Here is a 23,508-nt window from a genome sequence, read left to right on the forward strand (position 1 = left end):
TGCCCCCCGTACGGCCGAGGGGGGCCGTTTCGGGGGAGACCACACGACGAACGGGACTTCAGGCACGCGGCCAGCCTTCGCGTGCGGGGGGATGACTCATGACGTCGACGCCGACCGGCGCCCGGCAGCACACACGCGCGCCCATCCCGCGGCAGCATCAGAGCGAACCACCCCGGCACCGGCCCCGGCCGCCGCTGCCGGCGTACGACTACGAGCACTACAGCCGACTCGCCGGCCCGCTCAGCCGGCCAGATGCCGACAGTGCCGGAAATTCAGCCAAACCGTATCGGGTGCGCTACCGCGGCCTGCTGGCCGACGAGCCGCACCGCGTCCGCGCCGCACTGCTGCTCTGCGCCGCGCCCCTGCTCTCACTGGGACTGCTGCTGTGGCTGATGCAGCCCGCCCACTGGACCAGCCGGGAGGGCGTCGGCCCCGTCCTTTCGGTCATGGACACCGTGATGCTGGTCTCCATCGGGCTGATCGAGCTGTTCCGCACGCTCAATGTGCTGTCCAACGCGCACGCCACCCTTGTCGCCCGCGACCCGGTCCCCGTGGTGCCCGAGACCGGCACCAAGGTCGCCTTCCTCACCTCCTTCGTGCCCGGCAAGGAGCCGCTGGAGATGGTGACCAGGACCCTGGAGGCGGCGGTGCGGGTGCGCCACCGCGGACCGCTGCACGTCTGGCTCCTCGACGAGGGCGACGACCCGGCGGTGAAGGCGGTCTGCGCGCGCCTGGGCGCGCGCCACTTCACCCGCAAGGGCGTCGAGAAGTGGAACCGGCCCAAGGGCCCGCACCGCGCCAGGACCAAACACGGCAACTACAACGCCTGGCTGGACGCCCACGGCGACGCGTACGACTACTTCGCCTCCGTCGACACCGACCACGTACCGCTCCCCAACTACCTGGAGCGGATGCTCGGCTACTTCCGCGACCCTGACGTCGCCTTCGTGGTCGGCCCGCAGGTCTACGGAAACTACGACACGGCCGTCACCAAGGCCGCCGAGAGCCAGCAGTTCCTCTTCCACGCCCTCATCCAGCGCGCGGGGAACGCCTACGGCGGCCCCATGTTCGTCGGTACCAACAACGCCGTGCGGATCAGCGCCCTCAAGGGCATCGGCGGGCTGTACGACTCGATCACCGAGGACATGGCCACCGGCTTCGAGCTGCACCGCCACCGCAACCCCGCCACCGGCCGCAAGTGGCGCTCCGTCTACACCCCCGACGTGCTCGCGGTCGGCGAGGGCCCGGGCGCCTGGACCGACTTCTTCACCCAGCAACTGCGCTGGTCCCGAGGCACCTACGAGACGCTCCTCAAACAGTTCTGGAAGGCGCCGCTCACCCTGCCGCCGGGCAAGCTCCTCAACTACACGCTGATGGTGATCTTCTATCCGGCGTCGGCGCTCAACTGGATTCTCGCCGCCCTCAGCTGCGCGCTCTTCCTCGGCTTCGGCGCCTCGGGCCTCCAGATCGACCCCGCCATCTGGATGATGCTCTACGGCAACGCCTCGGCCCTGCAGATCGGCCTGTACATCTGGAACCGGCGGCACAACGTCTCCCCGCACGAGCCGGAGGGCTCCGGCGGCGTGGCCGGCATGGTGATGTCCGCCCTCGCCGCGCCGATCTACGCCCGCTCGCTGATGGACGCCGTACTGCGCCGCAAGAGCAGGTTCGTGGTGACGCCCAAGGGCGACTCGGCGAGCCCCGACACGCTCTTCGGCACCTTCCGGATTCACCTTTTCTTCCTGGCGGTCTTCGGCGGGTCGCTCGCCTCTTCCTTCCACTTCGGCCACAGTCATCCAGCGATGACCGTTTGGGCATCACTTGCCCTGGCTGTCACGGCCGCGCCGATCATCGCCTGGCGGTGGACCCTCCGCCAGGAGAAACGGACCGAGAAACGGACCACCGAAGCATCCCTTGGGGGACGATAAGACGTGAAGTACCGACCGAGTCGCCGCACCCGCCGCTTCGGGATCGGTGCGGCGGCTGTGCTCATGCTGGCCGGAATGAACGGACCGGCCCTTTACCGCTTCAGCTCGGACAAATACCACAAGTACAAGATCAACCAGCCGGAGTACAAGGCCGAGAACGGCCACTGGGACGTGGTGAACGTCCCCGAGGAGTACCGGATCAACACGATCCACGCCGCCCTGCTGCACACGGGCAAAGTGCTGCTCGTCGCCGGCTCCGGGAACAACGCCAAGAGTTTCGCCGCCAAGTCCTTCCGGAGCGTCCTGTGGGACCCCGAGAAGAACACCTACAAGAACATCCCCACCCCCAGGGATTTCTTCTGCGCCGGACACAGCCAGCTGCCGGACGGAAAACTGCTGGTCGCGGGCGGCACCCAACGCTACGAGAAGCTCAAGGGCGATGTCGAGAAGGCCGGTGGCCTGATGTTCGTCCACAACGAGGACCCGGACAAGCCGAAGACGTTCCCGGCGAACACCCGCTTCACCGGCAAGCGGAACGGCAAGATCTTCGAGTCCAAGGACCCGGTCCTGGTCCCGCGCGCCAAGAAGACCAAGAAGCGCAAGACCGGCAAGGTCACCGTGACCGCCAGCACCGTCCGGGTCTATGTGGAGGCGCTGCACAAGGGGAAGCGGTACCAGACCGGGACCCAGGACAATTACCGGATCGAGGGGCTGAAGGGCAAGGACCGGCAGAACTTCTACGGCATCGCGCAGAAGCTGTCCTTCGACAAGAAGGACTTCCAGGGCATCAAGGCCGCCTACGAGTTCGACCCGGTCGCCGAGCGGTACGTCCCCGTCGACCCGATGCACGAGGCCCGCTGGTACCCGACCCTGACCACCCTCGAGGACGGCCGGGTGCTCTCGGTCTCCGGCCTGGACGAGATCGGCCAGGTCGTGCCGGGTAAGAACGAGATCTACAACCCCCGGACCAAGAAATGGAAGTACCTGTCCAAGAAGCGGTTCTTCCCCACGTACCCAGCGCTCTTCCTCACCGACGGCGGCAGGATCTTCTACACCGGATCCAACGCCGGATACGGCCCCGACGACGTGGGCCGCACCCCCGGCGTCTGGGATCTGAAGACCAATGAGTTCCACACCGTGCCCGGCATGAGCGACCCGGACATCCTGGAGACGTCGATGTCCGTACTGCTGCCCCCGGCACAGGAACAGCGGTACATGGTGCTCGGCGGCGGCGGGGTCGGCGAGGACCCGAGGTCCACCGCGAAGACCCGGATCGCCGATCTGCACGCGGACCGGCCGCGCTTCCGCGACGGGCCGAAGCTGTACTCCAAGGTCCGCTACCCCAGCAGCGTCATCCTCCCGGACGACACCCTCCTGACCACCAACGGCTCGGGCGACTACCGCGGGCGCGACGGCAGCAATGTGCTGCGGGCCGAGATCTACGACCCCAGGAGCAACACCTGGCGCGGTGTGGCCGACCCGCTGGTGGGCCGCAACTACCACTCCGGGGCGCTGCTGCTGCCCGACGGCCGGGTGATGACCTTCGGCTCCGACTCGCTGTTCAGCGACGCCGCCAACACCAGGCCGGGGAAGTTCCAGCAGCAGATCGACCTGTACACCCCGCCGTATCTGTTCCGTGACGCCCGGCCCACGCTGACCGACACCGCGCCGCGGACCCTCAAGCACGGCGCGAAGGCCACCTACCGGACCCCGCACGCCTCGACGATCCGGCGGGTGCGGCTGATCCGCCCGGGCTCCTTCACCCATGTCACCAACGTCGAGCAGCGGTCGATCGCGCTGGACTTCATCACCAGCAGGGACAGCGTCAGCGTCCGGATCCCGAGGGACCCTTCGCTGGTCCCGCCGGGGTGGTACATGCTCACGGTGGTGGACGAGGAGGGGACCCCGTCGGAGTCGGTGTGGGTGGAGGTACCCGCGCGGGCGGGCGCCTCCAAACACTGACAGGCCCTCTCCGTCCTCGGCTACCCGGCTAGTCGGCGTTACGGGCGAGGTCGAGCGCGTACCGCGGCCACCACTGGCCGGCCTGGGGGCCGCCCTTGCAGGTGCCGTCCGACTCGCCCGGACGCTTGATCCACAGATAGGCGGCGACCGCGCTGTCGCCCGTGCGGACCGTCGGCGTCTCGCCCAGCGCCCGCCCCTTGGGGTTGCACCAGGCCTCGGGGTCCTCCTTGCCCGGCACCGGGCCGTTGCCGTTGCGGCTGGTGTCGATCACGAAGGGCCTGCCGCCGACCAGGGCGGAGAGCTTCTTGCCGTATGCCTTGTTGTCCTCGGTGGTCTGGTAGTTGGCGATGTTGAGCGCGAAGCCGTCGGCCTTCTTCAGCCCCGCGCGCCGCAGCGGCTCGGCCATCCGGCGCGGGTCCTTGATCCAGTGCGGATTCCCGGCGTCCAGATAGACCTTGGTGCGGGGCAGCCCCTTGAGCTTGTCCACGGCCCCGGTCAGCAGGTCGTAACGCTCCTCGAGGAACTGCTTGGGCGTGCAGCCGTCCACCGCGTGCGGCAGCGCGTCCGGCTCCAGGATGACCGTGGCGGCCCGGTCGCCGATGCCCCTGACCGCCTTGTCCAGCCAGGCGCGGTACGCGTCGCCGTCGGCAGCTCCGCCCTTCGAATACTGCCCGCAGTCGCGGTGCGGGATGTTGTAGAAGACCAGCAGCGCGTCGCGGTCCTCCTGGGCGGCGGCCTCAGTGAACCCGCGCGCCTGGCCCTCCGGGTCGTCCACCCCCAGCCACTCGGCGACCGGCTGCTCGGCGATCCGCCCTATCAGCTTCGCCTCGTCGCCCTCTCCCTTCCTGCGGTACTCGGCGACCTGCCGAGCCGCACTGCCATCCGGATTCACCCAGTACGGCACGATATTCCGAGGACGCTGCGCGGGCCTGGCGGCCGCGATCGCCTCCTCCTCGCTGTCGGAGGCCGATGAGCCGAAGCAGCCGGAGAGCGTCACGAGCGACAGAAGCGCCCCCGCCGCCGCCCCCACACGGACAGCCCTGCGCCGATGGCCGGTGTAACTCCCGTACATCCACTCCCCCTTGGGTGCACGCTCCGGGGGACACCCCTCAGGCCCCCGGGTAGGACAAGACCGGTCGAATCCATGCTTACACACCACACCGACCCCCACGTGGTTGTCCACAGCCCTTTGCGTGATTTCGCCCGTACGCCGCGGGGCGGGCCCTGAGTCACGCCGGGGCGCGCACGCCGGGGCCCGCTCCACCTACCGAATCCCCGTCAGATACGCCGAGACCACCACGCGCGCCCCGTGCGCCCCGTACTGTCCACCCCTCGCGACCAGCCGCAGCTCCGCCCGGCCCCGCGCCCGCGCCCCGAACACCCGCCGCGCGTCGAACCACTCGGCCGTGACCATCTCGACGCCCTCGACCGTGAACTCGGCCACCGTCCCGTCCGCCCGCCACACCCGCACCGCGTCCCCGCGTCTGACCCCGCCGAGGCGGCGGACGACACCGGCGTCGGCGGGCCCGACCAACACCGCCGTGCCCGGGGCCCCCGGCCGCGCCCCCACGCCGTACCAACCCACGCCGTACCAACCCACGCCGCGCCGGCCCACGCCGTGCCGGCCCGCGCCCCGGCCCCGGCCCCGGCCCCTACCCCGGTCCCCGTCGGTGACCTGCGCCGCGATCCCCGCCGACTCGACGACGACGCGCCGCGCCCGTACGGGCGGCAGCGGTTCCCGGGCCGGTGGCAGCGGATGCGCGGGCGGACGCCCCACGGCCGCCACATCCCCCGTCACCGGCACCACGCCGCCCAGGCCCTCCGCGGTGTCGTGGCCCCACAGCCACAGCCCGAGCAGCAGCGCCGCCCAGGCCACCCCCGCGACCGGCCGGCCGACCCGGCCGAAGCCCTTCCCGTACACCGCCGTCAGCCCGACGCCGTGCCGACCGGGCGGCGGCGGCGGTGCACCGCAAGCCCGGCGACGGCCAGCGCCGTGCCCCCGGAGAGCACCAGGCCGTACGCCTCGGCCCCGCCGAAGTCATGGCGCGCCGCGCCGTCGGCCGGGGCGGTGCCCGGGTGAGCGTGGTGGGCGGGGCGCGCGGGGATGTTGTCCTCCTGGTCCGCGACGGCGGGGCCGGCGACGGCCAGGACCACCGCCGCCACACAAGCGGCCATACGGAACGTGAGGGCGAGCGAACGCATGGTGAACCTCCTGACACCACCGAGGCTCACGCGCACCGCCCAGGGCCGCATCCGCTGCGGCCCTGGGCTGCTCCGTACGGGTCAGATACGTCCGACCGGCGTCAGACCCGCTCGACCAGGTCACGGCAGGGGCGGTCTTGTCATGCACGGGTGATACCGAAGCGACAGCATGCCGGTGACTCACTCGTCGCTGCGCGCTCGGCCAGGGGATGAATCAACCGGTCTTTGCCGCCCTGGCTACGCTGTGGTCGTCGCGGCACAGCGTCGTCCCGGCGCCCCAGCAAGCCCTTGTGTACAGGAGACCGGCAACATGGCAGAGCGTAAGCCCATCGAATCTTGGCTCACGGACATGGACGGGGTGCTGATGCACGAAGGCATCCCGGTGCCGGGAGCGGACGCCTTCATCAAGAAGCTGCGCGACTCCGGCCGCCCTTTTCTGGTCCTCACCAACAATTCGATCTACACGGCACGGGACCTGCATGCCCGGCTGAGTCGTATCGGGCTGGACGTGCCTGCGGAGAACATTTGGACCTCCGCTCTGGCCACCGCGAAGTTCCTCGACGACCAGCACCCCGGCGGGTCCGCCTATGTCATCGGGGAGGCCGGCCTGACGACCGCCTTGCATGAGGTCGGGTATGTCCTGACCGACACCGAGCCCGATTTCGTGATCTTGGGTGAGACTCGAACTTACTCGTTCGAGGCCATGACGAAGGCCGTCCGGCTGATTAACAGTGGCGCCCGTTTTATCGCCACGAACCCTGATGAGACCGGCCCGTCGGCAGAAGGTGCGCTCCCTGCAACGGGGGCTGTCGCCGCGCTGATCACTGCGGCTACCGGCAAGAAGCCGTACTTCATCGGCAAGCCGAATCCCCTGATGATGCGGACCGCGCTCAACACGATCGGGGGGCACTCGGAAACCAGCGCGATGATAGGTGACCGCATGGACACGGACATCCTTGCCGGACTGGAGGCCGGGATGGAGACCTTCTTGGTGCTCACCGGGTTGACCACCGAGGAGGACATCAACCGCTACCCGTACCGGCCGACCCACGTCAAGGACTCCATCGCGGGCCTGGTCGACTTCGTTTGACCGACGCGCGCTCTGGCCGCTGCGGGCAGATGTTCAGCGTAGTAAATGCTGCGGGCGCGCCGGTGTGCTTCTGGGCGCCGGAATTCCTGAGCATGGACACTGGCCGCTCCCGCGGCAGACACACGCCGCACCTGGCCGTGCCGGGCCCCGACTGACCCGCGGCGGGCGCTCCAGCGCGACAGAGCCGGGCGGGCGGCCGATCCTGGTGGGGAACGGCCGCGTCTCAAAAAGGCCGCTTCCGCTCCCCCGCGAAGGAGATTCACATGGGCATCAAGGACAAGCTCAAGGACGCGATCAGCAAGGGCCAGGACCGGGCGCGGCACGCCACACGCAAGGGCGGCAAGGGCCCTGCCGACCAGCCCCGGAGCAGCGCGGAGAAGCTGGACGAAGAGCTCCGCCGCCGGGGCGAGCCGCCCCGAGGGCAGTAACGGCCGCCGGTCTCACCACCTCGGACGCCGGGACCTGACCACCAGCGCGGCGCCGACGACGACGAGCACGCCGCTGATCGCGGCGAGTCCGAGGAGCACGGCGCCCCGGCCCGTCGCGGCGAGTTCAGGCGGCAGATGGTCGCGACTGCTGCCCTCGCCGCGGGGGCCGGGGGTGGCGTCGGTGCGGGCGGGCGTCTCCTTTCCGGGGCCGCCGGTGCGCCCGCCGACGCCGGCCCCCTGGCCGGTACGGGTGGACTCGGGCTCGCCGGTGCTGAGCCCGCCGGTGCCGGGCCGCTCACCGGTACGGGGCGCATCAGTGCTGGGCCCATCGGTGCTGGGCGTGTCCTTACGGGGCTCCCTCGTCTCCCCCGTACCGGCCCCGCCCTCCTCCTCCACCCCCGCCTTCGCCGCGCGCTCGATACGGAAGTCGTAGTCGCCGGACTGGCCGACCCAGTCCCCGTCGTCCGCGCGGCGCTCCATGGTGATGACGTTCGCGGTGACAGGGCCCGTGGGTGCGGAGCCGGTGAAGCGGGACCGCACCCGCACCTTCACGCTCCCTCGCGCGGGCACCGTGAAGCCCTGGAACGGGTCGTCGAAGACGCCGATGTTCTCGTCCTCGTCGGTGGTCTCGAAGGAGACGGGCCGCCATCGGCCGCCGTCGGCGTCGTGAGCGTCGTCGGCGTAGGGGTCGAGGAACTCCATCCGGATGTGGCCGGGCCGCAGTGCGTGCGCGCGGTCGACGAGGATCGCGATGGGGTGGATGGCGCGGCACTCGGCACGGGTGGTGTTGCGCAGCTCCAGGCGCCAGGCGCGCCAGCCGCCGCCCCGCGCGTACTGGGCCGGCCCGCCGTACAGCCGGGCGTCGATCGGGAAGTGAGGGCTCCCCCGCCGGCCGCAGGAGGGCACGGACGCCGCCGGCGCGGACGCGGCGGCGGACTGGGCGGTTCCGCACCACACCACCGGCACCAGCAGCGCGAGCGCGGCGGCGGACTTGGCGGCTGCTCGGACGACGAGGGGGGAGGGAGAGCGCATGGGCGACCTCTGCTGCGGTGGATTCCCGGGTGCCCTGCTGTCTTCCACTCCAGGGGGCCGACACGCGGCCGATGGGGCCGATTGCCTCCGACTGGCGGTCAACAAACCCCTCGATCGGCCCATCGACCCGTCAGCCCACCGGCTCATCACCCCACTCGCTCACCCCACTCGCTCACCCCACCGCGAACAGCGGCGCCAGCACCAGCTGCGCCGCGCCTTCCACGACCGCCCGGCCGCCCCGGCCGACCACCTCCACCGGGACCGTACGGCCGCCGGACCGCGCCGCGTCCGCGGCCAGCGTCTCGGCCACGCCGCGCGCGTACGGCTCGGGTGCGGCCAGTACGACGCGGCCGCCGAGCAGCACCCGGTCGATGTCGAGCAGCCGTACGAGGTTGGCGGCGCCGACGCCGAGCAGCCGGGCCGCCCGGGCCGGGTCGCCGTCCGCGACCGCGGCCAGGCACAGCGCCTCCAGGCAGCCATGGTTGCCGCAGCCGCAGGGCGGCCCGTCCAGCTGGATGACCTGGTGACCGAACTCCCCCGCGCCGGTGCGGGCGCCCCGGTGGACGGTCCCGCCGAGGACGAGTCCGGCGCCCAGGCCGGTGCCGAGGTGCAGATACGCGAAGGCCCCGGCGGGGAAGGACCCGGCGGCGCGCTGCCGGGCGCCGCCGACGGTGAGCCCGAGGGCGGCGGCGTTGGTGTCCTTGTCCAGGACGACGGGCAGGCCGAGCCGCTCGGCGAGCGCGTCGCGCAGCGGGAAGCCGTCCCAGCGGGGGAAGCCGGTGACGCGGCGCAGCACCCCGGAGCCGTGGTCGAGCGGCCCGGGCGCGGCGACCCCGGCCCCGAGCAGCCCGTCGCGGCCGCCGCCGGCCTCGGCGAGCAGCGCCTCGACCTCGCCGCCGGCCACGGCGACCGCCTCCTTGGCCCCCGCGCCGAAGTCGAAGGGGACCGTGCGCAGGCCGAGCGGCGCGCCCGCGAGGTCGACCAGCACGGCGGTCAGCTCGTCGCGGTCCAGGTGCAGCCCGATCGCCCGCCGCGCGCCCGGGACCAGCCGCAGGACCGTGCGCGGCTTACCGCCGGTGGACGCCCGGTGGCCCGCCTCGGCGGCCAGCCCGTCGGCCCGCAGCCGGGCCGTGATCTTGCTGACGGCCTGCGGGGTCAGTCCGGTGTGCGCGGCCAGCTCCAACCGGCTGACCCCGCCATCGCCCGCGTCCCGCAGCAGGCCGAGGACGAGGGCCGCGTTGTGGCCGCGCAGGGCGGTCAGATTGGCGCCGGGCCCGGCCGCCGAGGACTTCGCGCTGTTCACGCCCCCTATTGTGGCCCCCGCTTGCGCTTCCGCAACACTGTTGTCAAAGTAGCGCTATGGCTGACCCCCGCGCCGGCACCCCTGGCTCCGCCCCCGTACGTGTCGCCCTCATCGGCTTCGGTCTGGCGGGCTCCGTCTTCCACGCCCCCCTGATCGCCGCCACGGACGGCCTCGCCCTCGACACCGTGGTCACCTCCAGCCCGGAGCGGCAGCGGCAGGCCGCCGACGAGTACCCGCGGGTGCGTCTCGCCGCCTCCGCCGAGGAGCTGTGGGTGCGCGCCGGGGAGCTGGACCTGGTCGTCATCGCCTCCCCCAACCGCACCCATGTCCCCCTCGCGCGCGCCGCTCTGGAGGCCGGGCTGCCGGTCGTCGTCGACAAGCCGCTCGCCGCGACCGCCGCCGAGGCCGAGGAGCTGGCCGCGCTCGCCGACCGCCGCGGCCTGCTGCTGAGCGTCTTCCAGAACCGCCGCTGGGACAACGACTTCCGTACGCTGCGCAAGCTGCTCGCCGAGGGCGCGCTCGGCGAGGTGCAGCGCTTCGAGTCCCGCTTCGAGCGCTGGCGCCCCCAGCTCAAGGGCGGCTGGCGCGAGTCCGGTGACCCGGCCGAAGTCGGCGGGCTGCTGTACGACCTGGGCAGCCACCTCGTCGACCAGGCCCTCACCCTCTTCGGGCCGGTCACCTCCGTCTACGCGGAGGTCGATGTGCGCCGCCCCGGCGCCCGCACCGACGACGACACCTTCGTCGCCCTCACCCACACGAGCGGCGTCCGCTCCCACCTGTGGATGAGCGCGATCGCCGCACAACTGGGCCCGCGCTTCCGGGTGCTGGGCAGCCAGGCGGGCTATGTGAAGTACGGCCTCGACCCCCAGGAGGGCGCCCTCCGCGAGGGCCTGCGTCCCGGCACCGACGGCGGCGCCCCCTGGGGCGCCGAGCCCGAGGCCGCCTGGGGCCGACTGGGCGCCGGAGAGTCCCCCCTGACCGGCGGCGGCGAGCTTGTGCCCACCCTCCCGGGCGACTACCCCGCCTACTACCGCGCCATCGCCACCGCTCTCCGCGAGGGCGGCACCCCACCGGTGACCGCCACCGAGGCCGCGGCCGCCCTCCGCGTCCTGGAGGCGGCCCGCACCTCTGCCGCGGAGGGCCGTACGGTCCGGATCACGCGTCCTTGAACTCCTGGCGCTGCCGCCCGAGTCCGTCGATCTCCAGCTCGACGACGTCCCCGGCCCGCAGATACGGCTTGGGCTCGGGCCGCCCCATGGCCACGCCCGCCGGGGTGCCGGTGTTGATGACATCACCCGGGTAGAGGGTCATGAACTGACTGAGATAGCGGACCACCTGGGCCACCGGGAAGATCTGGTCCGCCGTGGTGCCGTCCTGCTTGAGCTCGCCGTTCACCCACAGCCGCAAGGCCAGCGCCTGGGGATCGGGGATCTCGTCGGCGGTCACCAGCCAGGGGCCGAGGGGGTTGAAGGTCTCGCAGTTCTTGCCCTTGTCCCACTGGCCGCCGCGCTCGATCTGGAACGCCCGCTCCGAGACGTCGTGGGCGACGGCATAGCCCGCGACCGAGGCGAGAGCCTCCTCATCGGAGGCGAGGTAGCGGGCCGTGCGCCCGATGACGACGGCCAGCTCCACCTCCCAGTCGGTCTTCTCACTGCCGCGCGGCACCAGGACCGTGTCCTCGGGGCCGACGACCGTGTCCGGGGCCTTCATGAAGAGGATCGGCTCCTCGGGGATCGCGGCGCCGGTCTCCGTGGCGTGGTCGTGGTAGTTCAGCCCGATGCACACGATCTTGCCGATACGGCCCAGCGGCGGGCCGATCCGGGAGTCCGTGGCGTCCAGCGCGGGCAGTTCCCCGGACGCGGCCGCCTCGCGGATGCGGGCGAGCGCCGCCTCGTCGGCGAGCAGGGCCCCGTCGATGTCCTTGACCAGGCCCGACAGATCGCGCGGGGTGCCCGACTCATCGAGCACCGCCGGGCGTTCGGCCCCCGCAGGTCCGACACGCAGCAGCTTCATCCTGATGACTCCCATAAGTCGAAGGGCGGTCCTGGCTGGCGATCCTCCAAGAGCGGCGTCCACTCCGCAAGACTCCGTTCACCTACTGGACCGCGCCCCCTTTGGCCCGCTCCTCCCGGCCCGTGCGGTGGATCAGGGCCCGTTCGACCGCCGTCCAGGTCGTGCTGGTCGCCAGGTACAGCCCCGCCGCGAGCGGCACCACGGCGGCGGTGACGAGCGTGCCGAACGACAGCAGGGGCAGCAGCTTGGCCGCCCCTGCCCGGACCCCGACGGCGGCCGGCTGGACGGCGGCCGCCTTGCGGGCGCGTAGGGAGGTCCAGACCGCCACCGCCGCGATCAGCGCGAACAGGGCGAGGTAGACCGGCCCGTGCGGCCCGGCCAGGTGCCCGCCCCACCGGCCGCCCAGCGGGGCGCCCGCCAGGGTGTGGTCCAGGAGGTCCCCGGCGCCGCTGCCGGTGGAGAACAGGTGGTACATCACAAAGAAGACGGGGAGTTGGACGAGCGTCGGCAGGCAGCCCGCGACCGGGGAGACCGACTCCTTCTCGTACAGCTCGGCCATCGCGCGCCGCAGCCGCTCGGGGTCGCGCTTGTGGCGGCGGTTCAGCTCGGCCATCTTCGGCGCGAGCGCGGCGCGCGCCTTCTCGCCGCGCACGGCCGCGCGGGCGAGCGGATGGAGCGCGGCGCGCACGCACAGCGTGAACAGGACGATGGCGGCGGCCGTCGCGGACGCCCCGAACAGCGGTGCGAGACAGTCGGCGAACCAACTGAGCAGCGTGCCCAGCAAGGCGAAAACAGACATGGGGAAAGCCCTCCACGGGGTCTCGTCGTAATGCCGGTGAGTCGGCGTGACGAGCCGCATGGGCTCTGCCAGGGGAGTCCCGAACGGAGTCCTGGACGGAAGAAGAGCGCCTACGCGGCCGTCGGCAGGCGACGGCCGGGCGCTCGCGGCCGCGGCCGGCCGGAGGCGTCGGGATCCCGCTGGGCCAGGAACGCCGTGCGGCGCTCCCTGTCCCGTATCGCGGTGCGTATTCGGCCCGGCGGAACCGGGGCGAGGCAGCACGCGGCCAGCAGCGCGCAGGTCACCAGCGCGGTCGCGATCGCGGCGGTCGCGGCGAGGGCGACGACGCTGATCAGGCCGGTGTGGGTGAGGAGCGATCCGGTCAGCAGGAAAAGGAGCACGCCGAGGTGCGTCCGCAGCACTTCGATGCGGTGGACCACCAGACTCCCCCCTCCCCTTAACACCCGCGACAGCCGCGACAGCCGCGAGACCCGCAACGCCCTTGCCCGGCTGCTCCATTCGTCAGCGAGATACGTACACGAGTCTAGTCGCCGCCACCGACAGCGCGCGGCTCGGCCGTCTTCAGCCTGCCCCACACCACCAGCCGGTACCGGGAGGTGTACTCCGGGGTGCAGGTCGTCAGCGTGATGTAGGACCCCGGCTCGCTGTAGCGGTAGCGCGGATGCGTCGAGCTGTAGGGCACCGCCGCGACGACCGTGCCGTCGGACGGCGAGGTGCGCGGCAGGGTCCGCTCGACGACGTAGGTGTAGCGGCCGTCGGCGGTGTCGACGCGGACCGTGTCGCCGGGGCTCACCTCGTCGAGGTGGCGGAACGGCTCCCCGTGCGTATTGCGGTGGCCCGCGAGCGCGACGTTGCCCGCCTGGCCGGGCTGTGCGGTCTTCGGGTAGTGGCCCACATAGCCCTTGTTGAGCACCCCGGCCCTGCTGATGCCCTCGGCCACGGGGACGGTCAGCCCGATGCGGGGGACGCGCAGCACGGCGTACGCCTGGTCCCGGCGCGGGGCCCGGCTCCCGGCGGCCGCCGGCGACGTACGGGCCGTCTCGCGGCCGGAGTCCGGGTCGGCGGCCCCGGTCGGGTCGCCCCCGGACGGATCCTCGGCCGAGCCGTCCCCGGCCCCCGCCCCACCGCGCCACTCCCGCTCCAGCGCTGCCACTTCCCGCTCGGCGCCCTCCCGCGCCTGCCGGTTGGTCCACCACAGTTGGTGGACGACGAAGAGCAGCATGACGAGCCCGAAGGTGACGGTGATCTCCGCGCCGGTCCACAGGACCCGGGCCAGGACGGCCCGCCGCGGGCGCCGCCCTCGTACGACCACCGGTAACCGCTGCCGTCGCACGCCGACCTCCCTCCGGGGCCTGCCTCCGGTCGGGGCACCATAGGCCCTGCGGCCCGCACTCTCCAGAGCGAGACACGAGCCCGGCACGCCCCGCGCTCTGCGGAGCGAGACGCACAGAAGCCGGGCAGAGCTCCCTACGCGCCCAGCAGCCGCGAGACCGTATAGATCACCAGCCCCGCCAGCGCGCCCACGACCGTGCCGTTGATCCGGATGAACTGCAGGTCCCGCCCGATGTGCGCCTCGATCTTCCGTGAGGTGTGCTCCGCGTCCCAGCCCGCCACGGTCTCGGTGATCAGCGAGGTGATCTCGTCCCGGTATGTGGTGACCACGTACACCGCCGCGTCCTCCAGCCACCCGTCGACCTTCGCCCGCAGCCGCCCCTCCGTGGCCAGCCGCGTGCCGAGCGAGAGGATCGCCGCCCGCGCCCGCAGCCGCAGCTCGCTGCGCTCGTCCTCGGCCGCCGCGACGATCATCGCCCGTACGGAGGCCCAGGCCGAGGCGATCAGGTCCTGCACCTCGCTCCGCCCCAGCACTTCCCCCTTCAGGCGCTCCACCCGCGCCCGGGTGTCCGTGTCGGACTGCAGATCGCCCGCGAAATCCGCCAGGAAGCGGTCCAGCGCGCCGCGCGCCGGATGCGCCGGCATGTCGCGCATCTCACTGACGAACCGGAGCAGCTCCTTGTAGACCCGCTCGCCGACCTTCCGGTCGACGAACCGCGGGGTCCAGCCGGGCGCGCCGCCCGCCACCGCCTCCATCACCGACTCGTTGTGCTCGACGAGCCAGTCGTGGGCGCGCAGGCACACCAGGTCCACGACCCGGTGGTGACCGCCGTCCGCGACGATCCGCTCCAGCATCTTGCCGAGGCCCGGCGCGATCTCCTGCGCGTCGGCGCGCCGGGTGATCGCCTCGCCCACCACGGCCTGGACGTCGGAGTCGCGCAGCACCGTGAGCGCGCCACGCAGGGCCGTCGCCAGTTCGGCCGTCACCCGGTCGGCGTGGGCGGGCTCGGCCAGCCAGGTGCCCAGCCGGCTGCCGATGCCGACGGACCGCAGCCGCAGCCGCACCACGTCGCCGGAGAGGAAGTTCTCGCCGACGAACTCGCCGAGGCTCACCCCCAGCTGGTCCTTCTTGGTCGGGATGATCGCGGTGTGCGGAATGGGCAGCCCCATGGGCCGCCGGAACAGCGCGGTCACCGCGAACCAGTCGGCCAGGGCGCCGACCATCCCGGCCTCGGCGGCCGCGGCCGCGTACCCCGCCCAGCCGCCCGCGCCGGCCGCCCGCGCCCAGGTGGCCAGCGCGTATGCGGCGGCGACGGCCAGCAGCATCGCCGTCGCGACCGTCTTCATGCGGCGCACGCCACGGCGCTTCTCCACATCCAGGGGGCTGTCCGAGGAGAAGGCGGCCCTCGCCGCCGCAGGCGGCGGCCCCGCCTCATCCGTCGGCATGGGTTTCATCGGGTCCATCGGGTCCATCCGGTCCATTCGCTCCACCCGGTCGAGCCGTCCCCTCGGTCATTGTCTCTTTCTTGTCTCAGTCCCGATTCCGTCACCTATGGAGTGGAACGTACGGGCGGTTCCCATCGTCTGAGTGGGCGAGCGACCCCGTACGTCAGGGGCAGGCCGACGGGCGGACGCGTCCCGCGCCATGGGATCATGGTGAGCCGACCGGACCGCAGCGACGCCGCTGTTCTCGCACAGTTCCCGTCCACTTTCGGAACCCACAGTTCCGTCTGCCCGAGGAGACCCCCGTCCATGAGTGTGCCCCCCATGCCCAGACGCACGGCCTACGCCGTGCTCGCTGCGCTGGCGGCTGTGGTGGTCCTCGTCTCGACCGCGATATTCGTCGGGGTCGGCAACAGCGACGGCAACATCGACGCCGCCGCCCGCAAGCCCCGTAGCTCCGCCGCCCCGGCCTCGGCCGGCGCCTGGGTGGGCACCTGGTCCACGTCCGCCGCGGCGGCCGAGCCGAACACGCTGCGGGGCTATGCCGGCATGTCGATACGGAACGTCATTCACACCAGCGTCGGCGGCAGCCAGGCGCGTATCCAGCTGTCCAACTTCTACAGCGCCCGCCCGCTGACGATCACGCACGCCTCGCTGGCCCTGGCGGCTGCCCCCAGCAACCCCACCGCCGCCGCGGGCACGATGCGCCGCCTCAGCTTCAGTGAGCGCCCGTGGGTGACCATCCCGCCGGGCCGGGCCGTCACCAGCGACGCGGTGCGGCTGGACATCCCGGCCGCCGCCGACCTGTTGGTGACCACCTACGCCCCGCGCGCCTCCGGCTCGGTGACCTATCACCCGCACGCCCGTCAGACCTCCTACCTGGCGCGCGGCGACCGTACGGAGGACGCCGCCGGGGCGGCCTACACCGAACAGAGCCCCTACTGGCGCTATCTGACGGCCGTGGACGTGTGGAGCAGGGAGGCGCAGGGCGCCGTCGCCGTCATCGGCGACTCCATCACCGACGGCATCACCTCCACCGCCGGGGCCAACCACCGCTGGACCGACTTCCTCGCCGAGCGGCTGCGCACCGAGCCCGGGGCGCCCCGCTACGGCGTCCTCAACTCGGGCATCAGCGGCAACCGCGTACTGAGCGACGGCACCCAGGTCCCGCCGAACAACCCCAGCGCCCTGTCCCGCTTCCAGCGCGATGTGCTCTCCCGTACGGCCGTCAAGGCCGTCGTCGTCGAGCTGGGCGTCAACGACATACTGCGGACCCCGCACCAGACCGACCCGGACACGATCGTCGGCGGGCTGCGGCGGCTGACCGAGCAGGCGCACGCGCGCGGGCTGCGCGTCATCGGGGCCACCCTGGCGCCCTTCTACGGCCACCGCGGCTACACCCCCCACCTGGACGCCGTGCGCCAGCAGGTCAACACGCAGATCCGGGCGGGCCGGGTCTTCGACGACGTGGTCGACTTCGACCAGGCGCTGCGCGACCCGATGTACCCGATCCGGCTGCGCCCGTCGTACGACTCGGGCGACCACCTCCACCCGAGCGACGAGGGCTACCGGGCGATGGCGCGGGCGCTGGACCTGGAGGACCTCAAGGGCGGCGCGGCGGCCGCGCTCTAACCGCCGCTCCGGTCGGCCGGCTCCGCGCGACTATTCGCCCTTCTCCATGGACGGCCGCTCCGGCGGCCTGCGCCGCTCGCGCCGCTCGGCGTGGCGCTCCCTGCGCTCCGCCTGGCGCTCGGCCCGCACTTCCCGCCGCTCCGCGTGGCGCTCGGCCTGGAGCCGCTTGCGCTCCTCCTTGAGGCGCTGACGCTCCTCCTTGCGCAGCTTGCGCTCCACGGCCACGCCGCCGAAGAGCGCCAGGCCGGTGACGGTCACCCGCGGCGAGCCCGGCGAGCCGTCACCGGACCCGCTGTGGTCGAAGGCGCCCATAATGCCGACGCCGCCGACGTGCACGTCCATGTCCGGCGGGGCCGTGACCTGAATCCCGCCCATGACCGCGAAGCAGCGGATCACCGTGTCGCGGTCCTCGAAGCGGGCCTCGCGCAGATCGATCTCCCCGCCGCCCCAGAAGACGAAGGCGGTGAAGGACCGCGGCACGGTCCAACGGCCCTTGCGCTGGAAACCGCCCATGACCGCGATCCCGGTCCGGGAGGTCGGCGTGGCGCCGATCCGCTCCGCCCAGCCGCCGTCGGCCGCGGGCACGGGGCCGGCGGCCGGGCGGCCGGGCACCGGGAGGTCCCGTACGAGCGGTTCGAGCTCGGCGTGGGTCCGGGCCCGGTACGCCGCGTCCAGCCGCTCCTCGAACTCCTCCATGGTGAGGCGTCCTTCGGCGACCGCGTCCCTGAGCGCCTCCGCGATCCGCTCGCGCTCGGCGTCCGAGGCCCGCATCTCGAGCCCGGCCTGAGGTTCGGGTGTCGCGTCCGCCGAGGACGCACCGCTCGTCATACGGACAGGTTAACGGGGCAGGGCCGCGGAGCCCATGCCCATCAGACCGGGTCGGCCGACCGCCGCGCGGAGTTGCCCTCCTGCTCCGCCTCGCCCTCCCGCTCCGCCTCTCCTTCCGCCGTTCCCTCCGCGTCCGGCCCACTCCCCGCCGGATACAGCATCCTGGCGATGACGTCCTCGATGTCCGGCTCCCGCACCGACAGGTCCACCAGCGGATATCCATCCGCCACCGCCGCCACGACCGGCGCGGCGCTGCTCCCTGCCGGGAAGGCCAGCCACTGCCGCGGCCCCTCCACCCGCACCGTCCGTGAGCCGGGGATCTCGATCGGCGGCAGCTCCCGCTCCAGGTCGACGACGAGCGTCCGCTCGCTCTCGCCCACCGCGTGCAGCCCCTCCAGCCCGCCGTCGTACACCAGCCGCCCGTGGTCGATGACCATCACCCGCTTGCACAGCTGTTCGATGTCGGTCAGGTCATGGGTCGTCAGCAGCACGGTCGTGCCCTGCTCAACATTCACCTCGCGCAGGAACTCCCGCACCTTCGCCTTACTGACCACATCCAGCCCGATCGTCGGCTCGTCGAGGTAGAGCACTTCGGGGTCGTGCAGCAGGGCGGCCGCGATGTCGCCGCGCATCCGCTGGCCGAGGGAGAGCTGACGGACCGGCACGTCCAGAAGCGCGCCGAGTTCGAGGAGTTCAACGCACCGGTCGAGGTTCTCCCGGTACCGGGCGTCGGGGATCCGGTACATCCGCCGCACCAGCGCGTACGAGTCGCGCAGCGGCAGGTCCCACCACAGGGTCGTACGCTGCCCGAAGACCACCCCGATACGGCGCGCCAGCCGCGTCCGCTCACGCGACGGGTCGATCCCGGCCACCCGCAGCCGGCCGCCGCTGGGCACCAGGATGCCGGTGAGCATCTTGATCGTGGTGGACTTCCCGGCGCCGTTGGGCCCGATGTAGCCGACCATCTCCCCGCGCGGCACCCGGAAGCTGATGCCGTCGACGGCGCGCACCTCGCGCCGCTCGCGGCGCAGCAGCCCGGCCCGGCGCCGCACCTGAAAGACCTTCTCGACCCCGTCGAGCACGATGAAGTCATCCGTGAAGTCGTCCATGAAGTCGCCGTTGACGTCGCCGTTGTAGTCGCCGTTTACGTCACTGTTGACGTCACCCATGAAGGCTCAGCCCCTCTCAGCTGCCCGTGCTCCGATACGACCGCAGCCCCGTCCGCCAGGCCAGCCCGGCCAGCGCGCAGCAGCCCAGCGCGACCAGCGGGGCGGCGAAGCCGATCCAGCTCGGCAGGCCCAGTGGGTTCTCCCTGCCCAGGATGTGCAGCGCGGGCAGCCAGTTGACGAAGGCCAGCGGAATGACGAAGGTGACGCCGCGCAGCAGGTCCTGCGCGAAGACCGTCGGCGGGTACTGCAGCAGGGTGTTGCCGCCGTAGGTGAAGGAGTTCTGCACCTGGGAGGCGTCGTTGGCCCAGAACTGGAAGGCCCCGCCGGCCACGAACACCGCCCCGAAGATCGCTCCTCCGCTCAGCAGCATCACCGGCACCAGCAGCACCCGGTCGGCCGTCCAGTCGATGTCCAGCCGGATCAGCGACCAGATGAGCAGCAGCAGCCCCTGGCTGATCCGGCCCAGCCGGCGCAGCGCGAACCGGTCGGCGGCCGCCTGCGCGAGGATCGGCACGGGCCGCACCAGCAGCGTGTCCAGCGTCCCGTCGCGGACCCTGCGGCCGATGCGGTCCATGCTGCCCAGGATCAGGTCCGTCAGGCCGAAGGCGGTGCTGGTGGTGCCGTAGAGGAAGGCCACCTCGGGCAGGGAGAAGCCGCCGAGCGTGCCGACGTGCGAGAACATCAGCGCGATGACGACGAAGTCGAGCCCGGTCGCCAGGAAGTTCCCGATCGTCATGATCAGGAACGAGGTGCGGTACGCCATCGTGGAGCGCACCCACATCCCGATGATCAGCAGATAGGCGCGCAGCCCGTGGTACACGCGGGAGCGGAGGGGCTCAGCCACCCTGCACCACCACCTTCCGCGTGGCGACGGACTGCAGCGCCCGCCCCGCCGCGAACAGCACGACCGCCCACCCCGCCTGGAAGGCGAACGCCCGCAGGAGCCCAAGCCCGCGGTGCTCCCCCAGGAAGACATCCGCGGGCACCTGCAGCATCGCCGCCCACGGCAGCGCCCGGGCCACCTCGCCCAGCGCCCCCGGGAAGACGTTCAGCGGAAGGGTCATCCCGGAGAAGAACAAGCACAGCAGACTGCTCAGCATGGAAAGCCCCGAGCTGTCGAGCAGCCAGAAGGCGGTGAGCCCGACCAGATAGTGCACCGCGAAGCTCACGCACACCGCGAGGGCCACCGACAGCAGGAACCAGACCCAGGTCAGCGGGGAGCCGGGCAGAGTCAGCTCGAAGGCCAGCGAGCCGAGCACCATGGGCACGATCCCGCGCCCCAGCAACTGGAAGGTGGCCCGGCCGAGGTCCCCGGCCAGCCACCACAGCTGCAGATCCACCGGGCGGTAGAGGTCGACGGCGATGTCGCCGGAGCGGATCCGCTCCTGCAGCTCATCCTGGAAGCCCTCACCCATCAGCGCCATGGTCGCGAGCAGCGCCTGGCCGAGCCAGACGAAGGTCAGCGCCTGGGAGAGGTCATAGCCGCCCAGGTGGGGCCGCTGGTCCCACAGGGCGATGTAGGTGTAGGCGATGATGAAGCCGAAGACCGTATTGGTGAACACTCCGGCCGCGGTGGCGACCCGGTATGTCGCGTAGCGTCTGAAACCGCTCAGCGCGACGGCCGCGTACAGCCGAAGATGACCGCGCCACATGTGACCGCGCCGCATGTGACCGCCCCCTCCTCCCCGCCCGGCACCAAAGCTCAGGAGCCTAACCGCGCGGCCGGAGGGAAGGCGAGGCATTATTCGCCCGAATGGAGCGCGGAACGCCACCCGATTGGAAGGCGGAAATCGTCCATTTCGCCGGTCACAGAGGTGTCACAGGTGTGGGCCACGGTCCCGGTCCGGAACGGATGATGCGACAGTGTTTTCTGGGGCGTACCAGGCCAATCGCCCGACCGTGCACGATTCCGCCGCGGCGCAACCCTCGACGGCGGCCGAGGAGTCTCAAAGGACATGAGCGACGAGCCCCAACTGATCGACGGCGGCATGGGCGGCCCGGACGTCACCAGCACCGACAGCACCAAGGCCGGCAGGGCCGCCCGCCCCAAGGGCAGAAAGGGCCGTCCCAAGCGCACCGGCTGGCGCCGTCTGCTCCCCACCTGGCGGATGGTGCTCAGCGGCTTTCTGGTGATCGTGCTGCTCGTCGCGGGCGGCCTGGTCACCGGCTATCTGCTCGTCGACATCCCCGCCGCCAAGGACATCGCCATCGCCCAGAGCAATGTCTTCCTCTACTCCGACGGCACCCCGCTCGCCCGCGAAGGCAAGGTCAACCGGGAGAACGTACCGCTCAGCCAGGTGCCCAAAGCCACCCAGCACGCGGTGCTGGCGGCCGAGGACCGGGACTTCTACTCCGAGTCGGCCATCAACCCCGAGGCGATGATCCGCGCCGCCTGGAACACCGCCACCGGCAAGGGCAAGCAGTCCGGCTCCACCATCACCCAGCAGTACGTGAAGAACTACTACCTGGACCAGGAACAGACCGTCTCCCGGAAGGTGAAGGAATTCTTCATCTCGATCAAGCTGGACCGGGAGGTGAGCAAGGACGACATCCTCGAGGGCTATCTCAACACCAGCTACTTCGGGCGCAACGCCTACGGCATCCAGGCCGCCGCCCAGGCCTACTACGGCAAGGACGCCAAGGACCTCGAGCTCGGCGAGGGCGCGTACCTCGCGACCCTGCTCAACGCCCCCAACGCGTACGACGTGGTCACCCACCCGCAGAACAGGGACCGGGCGCTGGCCCGCTGGAACTACGTCCTGGACGGCATGGTCAAGAAGAGCTGGCTGACCAAGACCGCCCGCGACAAGATGACCTTCCCGGCCCCCGGCAAGGTCACCGCCCAGTCGGGCATGTCCGGGCAGCGCGGATATCTGATCGAGGCCGTCGAGGCGTACCTCACCAACAAGGGCATCATCGACGAGCAGACCCTGGCCCGCGGCGGCTACCGGATCACCACCACCATCGACCGGAAGAAGCAGGACGCCTTCGTCGCGGCGGTGCGCGACAAGCTGATGAGCAAGCTCAGCGACTCCCGCAAGGTCGACAAGTACGTCCGGGCGGGCGGCGCCTCGATCGACCCGAAGACCGGCGAGGTGGTCGCCCTCTACGGCGGCATCGACTACACCAAACAGTTCGTCAACAACGCGACCCGCACCGACTACCAGGTCGGGTCCACCTTCAAGCCGCTCGTGCTCACCTCCGCGCTGCAGAACGGCTCCACCACCCAGGGCGGGGAGCAGATCACCCCGGACACGATCTACGACGGCACCAACCAGCGCGAGGTCGTCGGGGCCGACGGACCCACCGGATACGCCCCGGCCAACGAGGACGACGTCGACTACGGCGCCATCGACGTCACCACGGCCACCGACAAATCGGTGAACTCCGTCTACGCGCAGATGGCCCAGGACGTCGGCCCGGCCAAGGTCGAGCAGACCGCCATCGCCCTCGGCGTCCCCAAGGACACCCCCGACCTGACCGCCTCCCCCTCCATCGCGCTCGGCCCCGCCACCGCCAGCGTGCTGGACATGACCGAGGCGTACGCGACGCTCGCCAACCACGGCGTCCACACCCCGTACGCCCTGGTCACGAAGATCACCAAGGACGGCCAGAAGCTCAGGGTCCCGTCGCCGAAGACCGACCAGGCCGTCTCGCGCGCCGCCGCCGACACCACCACCAGCGTCCTGCAGAGCGTGGTGGACGGCGGCACCGCCACCGCGGCCCAGGCCGCCGGGCACCCCGCGGCGGGCAAGACCGGCACCGCGGAGGACGACAAGGCGGCCTGGTTCGCGGGGTACACCCCGGACCTGGCGACGGTCGTGGCCGTGATGGGCCAGGACTCCGCCACCGGGGCGCAGAAGTCGCTGTACGGGGCGACCGGCCTGCCCCGTATCAACGGCGGCGGCTACCCCACGGAGATCTGGGCCGCGTACACCGCCGCCGCGCTCCAGGGGCGCACCCCGGCCCAGTTCGACCTGAGCACGGGGGACGGCACCGACACCCCGACGCTCCCGACCGACCCGGCCACCACCGACCCGGCCATCACCACCCCGCCGGAAATCCCCACCTCACCGACCGACACCATCCCCACCACCGACCCGACCACCGACCCGACCCTGCCCACCCTCACCCCGCCCACGGGCCCGACGACCCAGCCGACGTACACCCCGCCGACAGGCATCCCGACGGCGGATCCGACGACGGCCGACCCGGGCGGCCCGGGCGATCCCCAGGGCCCCGGAGGCCCTGAGGCGGGCGGCTGAGCGCGCGACGAAAAAGGCGAGGGTGGTGACCGAGGTCACCACCCTCGCGCATGTCGCACGCGTACAGCCGACTGAAGATCCG

General features: G+C 71.7%; 21 protein-coding genes. 7 read left to right on the top strand and 14 right to left on the bottom strand.

The annotated features are described in order from the left end of the window. The first annotated feature begins 98 nt into the window (after positions 1 to 98). A complete protein-coding gene (locus PV419_RS48460) occupies positions 99 to 1,928 on the top strand; it encodes a cellulose synthase catalytic subunit (RefSeq protein WP_319700163.1) in 1,830 nt (609 codons plus the stop codon). Between the two features lie 3 nt (positions 1,929 to 1,931). After that, entirely contained in the window at positions 1,932 to 3,890 is a 1,959-nt protein-coding gene (locus PV419_RS48465) for a galactose oxidase-like domain-containing protein (protein ID WP_319700165.1), read from the top strand. Between the two features lie 28 nt (positions 3,891 to 3,918). Here the strand turns inward: PV419_RS48465 and PV419_RS48470 are convergent, their stop codons facing one another. The 3 genes from PV419_RS48470 to PV419_RS48480 form a co-directional block, all read right to left on the bottom strand. Then, the gene (locus PV419_RS48470; protein ID WP_319700167.1) at positions 3,919 to 4,962 is read right to left on the bottom strand and encodes a glycoside hydrolase family 6 protein; all 1,044 of its coding nucleotides are present in this window, start codon (positions 4,960 to 4,962) and stop codon (positions 3,919 to 3,921) included. A 192-nt stretch (positions 4,963 to 5,154) separates the two neighbouring features. Further along, on the bottom strand, positions 5,155 to 5,811 hold the full coding sequence (locus PV419_RS48475; RefSeq protein WP_319700169.1) for a class F sortase: 657 nt from the start codon (positions 5,809 to 5,811) through the stop codon (positions 5,155 to 5,157). 5 nt (positions 5,812 to 5,816) lie between these two features. Further along, positions 5,817 to 6,092 carry a hypothetical protein gene (locus PV419_RS48480; protein ID WP_319700171.1) on the bottom strand — a complete coding sequence of 92 codons (276 nt, stop codon included), beginning with the start codon at positions 6,090 to 6,092 and terminating at the stop codon, positions 5,817 to 5,819. Positions 6,093 to 6,402: 310 nt separating this feature from the next. Here PV419_RS48480 and PV419_RS48485 point away from each other — a divergent pair, with 310 nt between their 5' ends. Further along, complete coding sequence (locus tag PV419_RS48485; protein WP_319700172.1) at positions 6,403 to 7,182, top strand: HAD-IIA family hydrolase; 780 nt, start codon at positions 6,403 to 6,405, stop codon at positions 7,180 to 7,182. A 263-nt stretch (positions 7,183 to 7,445) separates the two neighbouring features. Then, the gene (locus PV419_RS48490; protein WP_319700174.1) at positions 7,446 to 7,610 is read left to right on the top strand and encodes an antitoxin; all 165 of its coding nucleotides are present in this window, start codon (positions 7,446 to 7,448) and stop codon (positions 7,608 to 7,610) included. A 12-nt stretch (positions 7,611 to 7,622) separates the two neighbouring features. Here PV419_RS48490 and PV419_RS48495 read toward each other — a convergent pair whose 3' ends face one another. Beyond that, positions 7,623 to 8,642: a hypothetical protein gene (locus PV419_RS48495; protein WP_319700175.1), complete on the bottom strand. Its 1,020-nt coding sequence runs from the start codon at positions 8,640 to 8,642 to the stop codon at positions 7,623 to 7,625. A 172-nt stretch (positions 8,643 to 8,814) separates the two neighbouring features. Beyond that, positions 8,815 to 9,945: an ROK family transcriptional regulator gene (locus PV419_RS48500; protein ID WP_319700176.1), complete on the bottom strand. Its 1,131-nt coding sequence runs from the start codon at positions 9,943 to 9,945 to the stop codon at positions 8,815 to 8,817. 56 nt (positions 9,946 to 10,001) lie between these two features. Between PV419_RS48500 and PV419_RS48505 the strand changes: the two genes are divergently transcribed. Beyond that, on the top strand, positions 10,002 to 11,114 hold the full coding sequence (locus PV419_RS48505; protein WP_319700178.1) for a Gfo/Idh/MocA family oxidoreductase: 1,113 nt from the start codon (positions 10,002 to 10,004) through the stop codon (positions 11,112 to 11,114). On the opposite strand, the gene PV419_RS48510 is transcribed toward PV419_RS48505, so the two are convergent. The 5 genes from PV419_RS48510 to PV419_RS48530 form a co-directional block, all read right to left on the bottom strand. Further along, on the bottom strand, positions 11,101 to 11,958 hold the full coding sequence (locus PV419_RS48510; RefSeq protein WP_319700180.1) for a fumarylacetoacetate hydrolase family protein: 858 nt from the start codon (positions 11,956 to 11,958) through the stop codon (positions 11,101 to 11,103). The genes PV419_RS48505 and PV419_RS48510 overlap by 14 nt on opposite strands. 82 nt (positions 11,959 to 12,040) lie before the next feature. Continuing rightward, positions 12,041 to 12,757, bottom strand: coding sequence for a YidC/Oxa1 family membrane protein insertase (locus PV419_RS48515; protein ID WP_319700182.1), 717 nt, complete (start codon positions 12,755 to 12,757; stop codon positions 12,041 to 12,043). 110 nt (positions 12,758 to 12,867) lie between these two features. Beyond that, a complete protein-coding gene (locus PV419_RS48520) occupies positions 12,868 to 13,176 on the bottom strand; it encodes a DUF6412 domain-containing protein (RefSeq protein ID WP_319700184.1) in 309 nt (102 codons plus the stop codon). 104 nt (positions 13,177 to 13,280) lie between these two features. After that, on the bottom strand, positions 13,281 to 14,090 hold the full coding sequence (locus PV419_RS48525) for a class E sortase (RefSeq protein ID WP_319700185.1): 810 nt from the start codon (positions 14,088 to 14,090) through the stop codon (positions 13,281 to 13,283). Between the two features lie 134 nt (positions 14,091 to 14,224). After that, a complete protein-coding gene (locus PV419_RS48530) occupies positions 14,225 to 15,535 on the bottom strand; it encodes a DUF445 domain-containing protein (protein ID WP_319700186.1) in 1,311 nt (436 codons plus the stop codon). A 306-nt stretch (positions 15,536 to 15,841) separates the two neighbouring features. Here PV419_RS48530 and PV419_RS48535 point away from each other — a divergent pair, with 306 nt between their 5' ends. Beyond that, positions 15,842 to 17,164: an SGNH/GDSL hydrolase family protein gene (locus tag PV419_RS48535; RefSeq protein WP_319700188.1), complete on the top strand. Its 1,323-nt coding sequence runs from the start codon at positions 15,842 to 15,844 to the stop codon at positions 17,162 to 17,164. A gap of 30 nt (positions 17,165 to 17,194) precedes the next feature. On the opposite strand, the gene PV419_RS48540 is transcribed toward PV419_RS48535, so the two are convergent. From PV419_RS48540 to PV419_RS48555, 4 genes are all read right to left on the bottom strand, one after another. Beyond that, a complete protein-coding gene (locus tag PV419_RS48540) occupies positions 17,195 to 17,992 on the bottom strand; it encodes a DUF1707 domain-containing protein (protein ID WP_319700190.1) in 798 nt (265 codons plus the stop codon). 41 nt (positions 17,993 to 18,033) lie between these two features. Next, positions 18,034 to 19,101, bottom strand: a complete 1,068-nt coding sequence (locus PV419_RS48545) for an ATP-binding cassette domain-containing protein (protein ID WP_319700261.1) — start codon at positions 19,099 to 19,101, stop codon at positions 18,034 to 18,036. Positions 19,102 to 19,177: 76 nt separating this feature from the next. Beyond that, entirely contained in the window at positions 19,178 to 19,942 is a 765-nt protein-coding gene (locus tag PV419_RS48550; RefSeq protein ID WP_319700263.1) for an ABC transporter permease, read from the bottom strand. A 55-nt stretch (positions 19,943 to 19,997) separates the two neighbouring features. Beyond that, the gene (locus PV419_RS48555) at positions 19,998 to 20,828 is read right to left on the bottom strand and encodes an ABC transporter permease (RefSeq protein ID WP_319700192.1); all 831 of its coding nucleotides are present in this window, start codon (positions 20,826 to 20,828) and stop codon (positions 19,998 to 20,000) included. A 288-nt stretch (positions 20,829 to 21,116) separates the two neighbouring features. On the opposite strand from PV419_RS48555, the gene PV419_RS48560 reads away from it, so the two are divergent. Then, complete coding sequence (locus tag PV419_RS48560; RefSeq protein ID WP_319700194.1) at positions 21,117 to 23,426, top strand: transglycosylase domain-containing protein; 2,310 nt, start codon at positions 21,117 to 21,119, stop codon at positions 23,424 to 23,426. The last annotated feature ends 82 nt before the right edge of the window (positions 23,427 to 23,508 follow it).

The sequence above is a fragment of the Streptomyces sp. ME19-01-6 genome (assembly GCF_033793745.1).
Lineage (GTDB): Bacteria > Actinomycetota > Actinomycetes > Streptomycetales > Streptomycetaceae > Streptomyces.

What these genes read in the sequence shown, in the direction of transcription:
- PV419_RS48460 (WP_319700163.1), top strand. Translation starts at nt 99, where the DNA reads ATGACGTCGACGCCGACCGGCGCCCGGCAGCACACACGCGCGCCCATC.
- PV419_RS48470 (WP_319700167.1), bottom strand. Translation starts at nt 4,962, where the DNA reads ATGTACGGGAGTTACACCGGCCATCGGCGCAGGGCTGTCCGTGTGGGG.
- PV419_RS48480 (WP_319700171.1), bottom strand. Translation starts at nt 6,092, where the DNA reads ATGCGTTCGCTCGCCCTCACGTTCCGTATGGCCGCTTGTGTGGCGGCG.
- PV419_RS48485 (WP_319700172.1), top strand. Translation starts at nt 6,403, where the DNA reads ATGGCAGAGCGTAAGCCCATCGAATCTTGGCTCACGGACATGGACGGG.
- PV419_RS48490 (WP_319700174.1), top strand. Translation starts at nt 7,446, where the DNA reads ATGGGCATCAAGGACAAGCTCAAGGACGCGATCAGCAAGGGCCAGGAC.
- PV419_RS48495 (WP_319700175.1), bottom strand. Translation starts at nt 8,642, where the DNA reads ATGCGCTCTCCCTCCCCCCTCGTCGTCCGAGCAGCCGCCAAGTCCGCC.
- PV419_RS48505 (WP_319700178.1), top strand. Translation starts at nt 10,002, where the DNA reads ATGGCTGACCCCCGCGCCGGCACCCCTGGCTCCGCCCCCGTACGTGTC.
- PV419_RS48510 (WP_319700180.1), bottom strand. Translation starts at nt 11,958, where the DNA reads ATGAAGCTGCTGCGTGTCGGACCTGCGGGGGCCGAACGCCCGGCGGTG.
- PV419_RS48515 (WP_319700182.1), bottom strand. Translation starts at nt 12,757, where the DNA reads ATGTCTGTTTTCGCCTTGCTGGGCACGCTGCTCAGTTGGTTCGCCGAC.
- PV419_RS48530 (WP_319700186.1), bottom strand. Translation starts at nt 15,535, where the DNA reads ATGCCGACGGATGAGGCGGGGCCGCCGCCTGCGGCGGCGAGGGCCGCC.
- PV419_RS48535 (WP_319700188.1), top strand. Translation starts at nt 15,842, where the DNA reads ATGAGTGTGCCCCCCATGCCCAGACGCACGGCCTACGCCGTGCTCGCT.
- PV419_RS48540 (WP_319700190.1), bottom strand. Translation starts at nt 17,992, where the DNA reads ATGACGAGCGGTGCGTCCTCGGCGGACGCGACACCCGAACCTCAGGCC.
- PV419_RS48545 (WP_319700261.1), bottom strand. Translation starts at nt 19,101, where the DNA reads ATGGACGACTTCACGGATGACTTCATCGTGCTCGACGGGGTCGAGAAG.
- PV419_RS48550 (WP_319700263.1), bottom strand. Translation starts at nt 19,942, where the DNA reads ATGTGGGTGCGCTCCACGATGGCGTACCGCACCTCGTTCCTGATCATG.
- PV419_RS48555 (WP_319700192.1), bottom strand. Translation starts at nt 20,828, where the DNA reads ATGCGGCGCGGTCACATGTGGCGCGGTCATCTTCGGCTGTACGCGGCC.
- PV419_RS48560 (WP_319700194.1), top strand. Translation starts at nt 21,117, where the DNA reads ATGAGCGACGAGCCCCAACTGATCGACGGCGGCATGGGCGGCCCGGAC.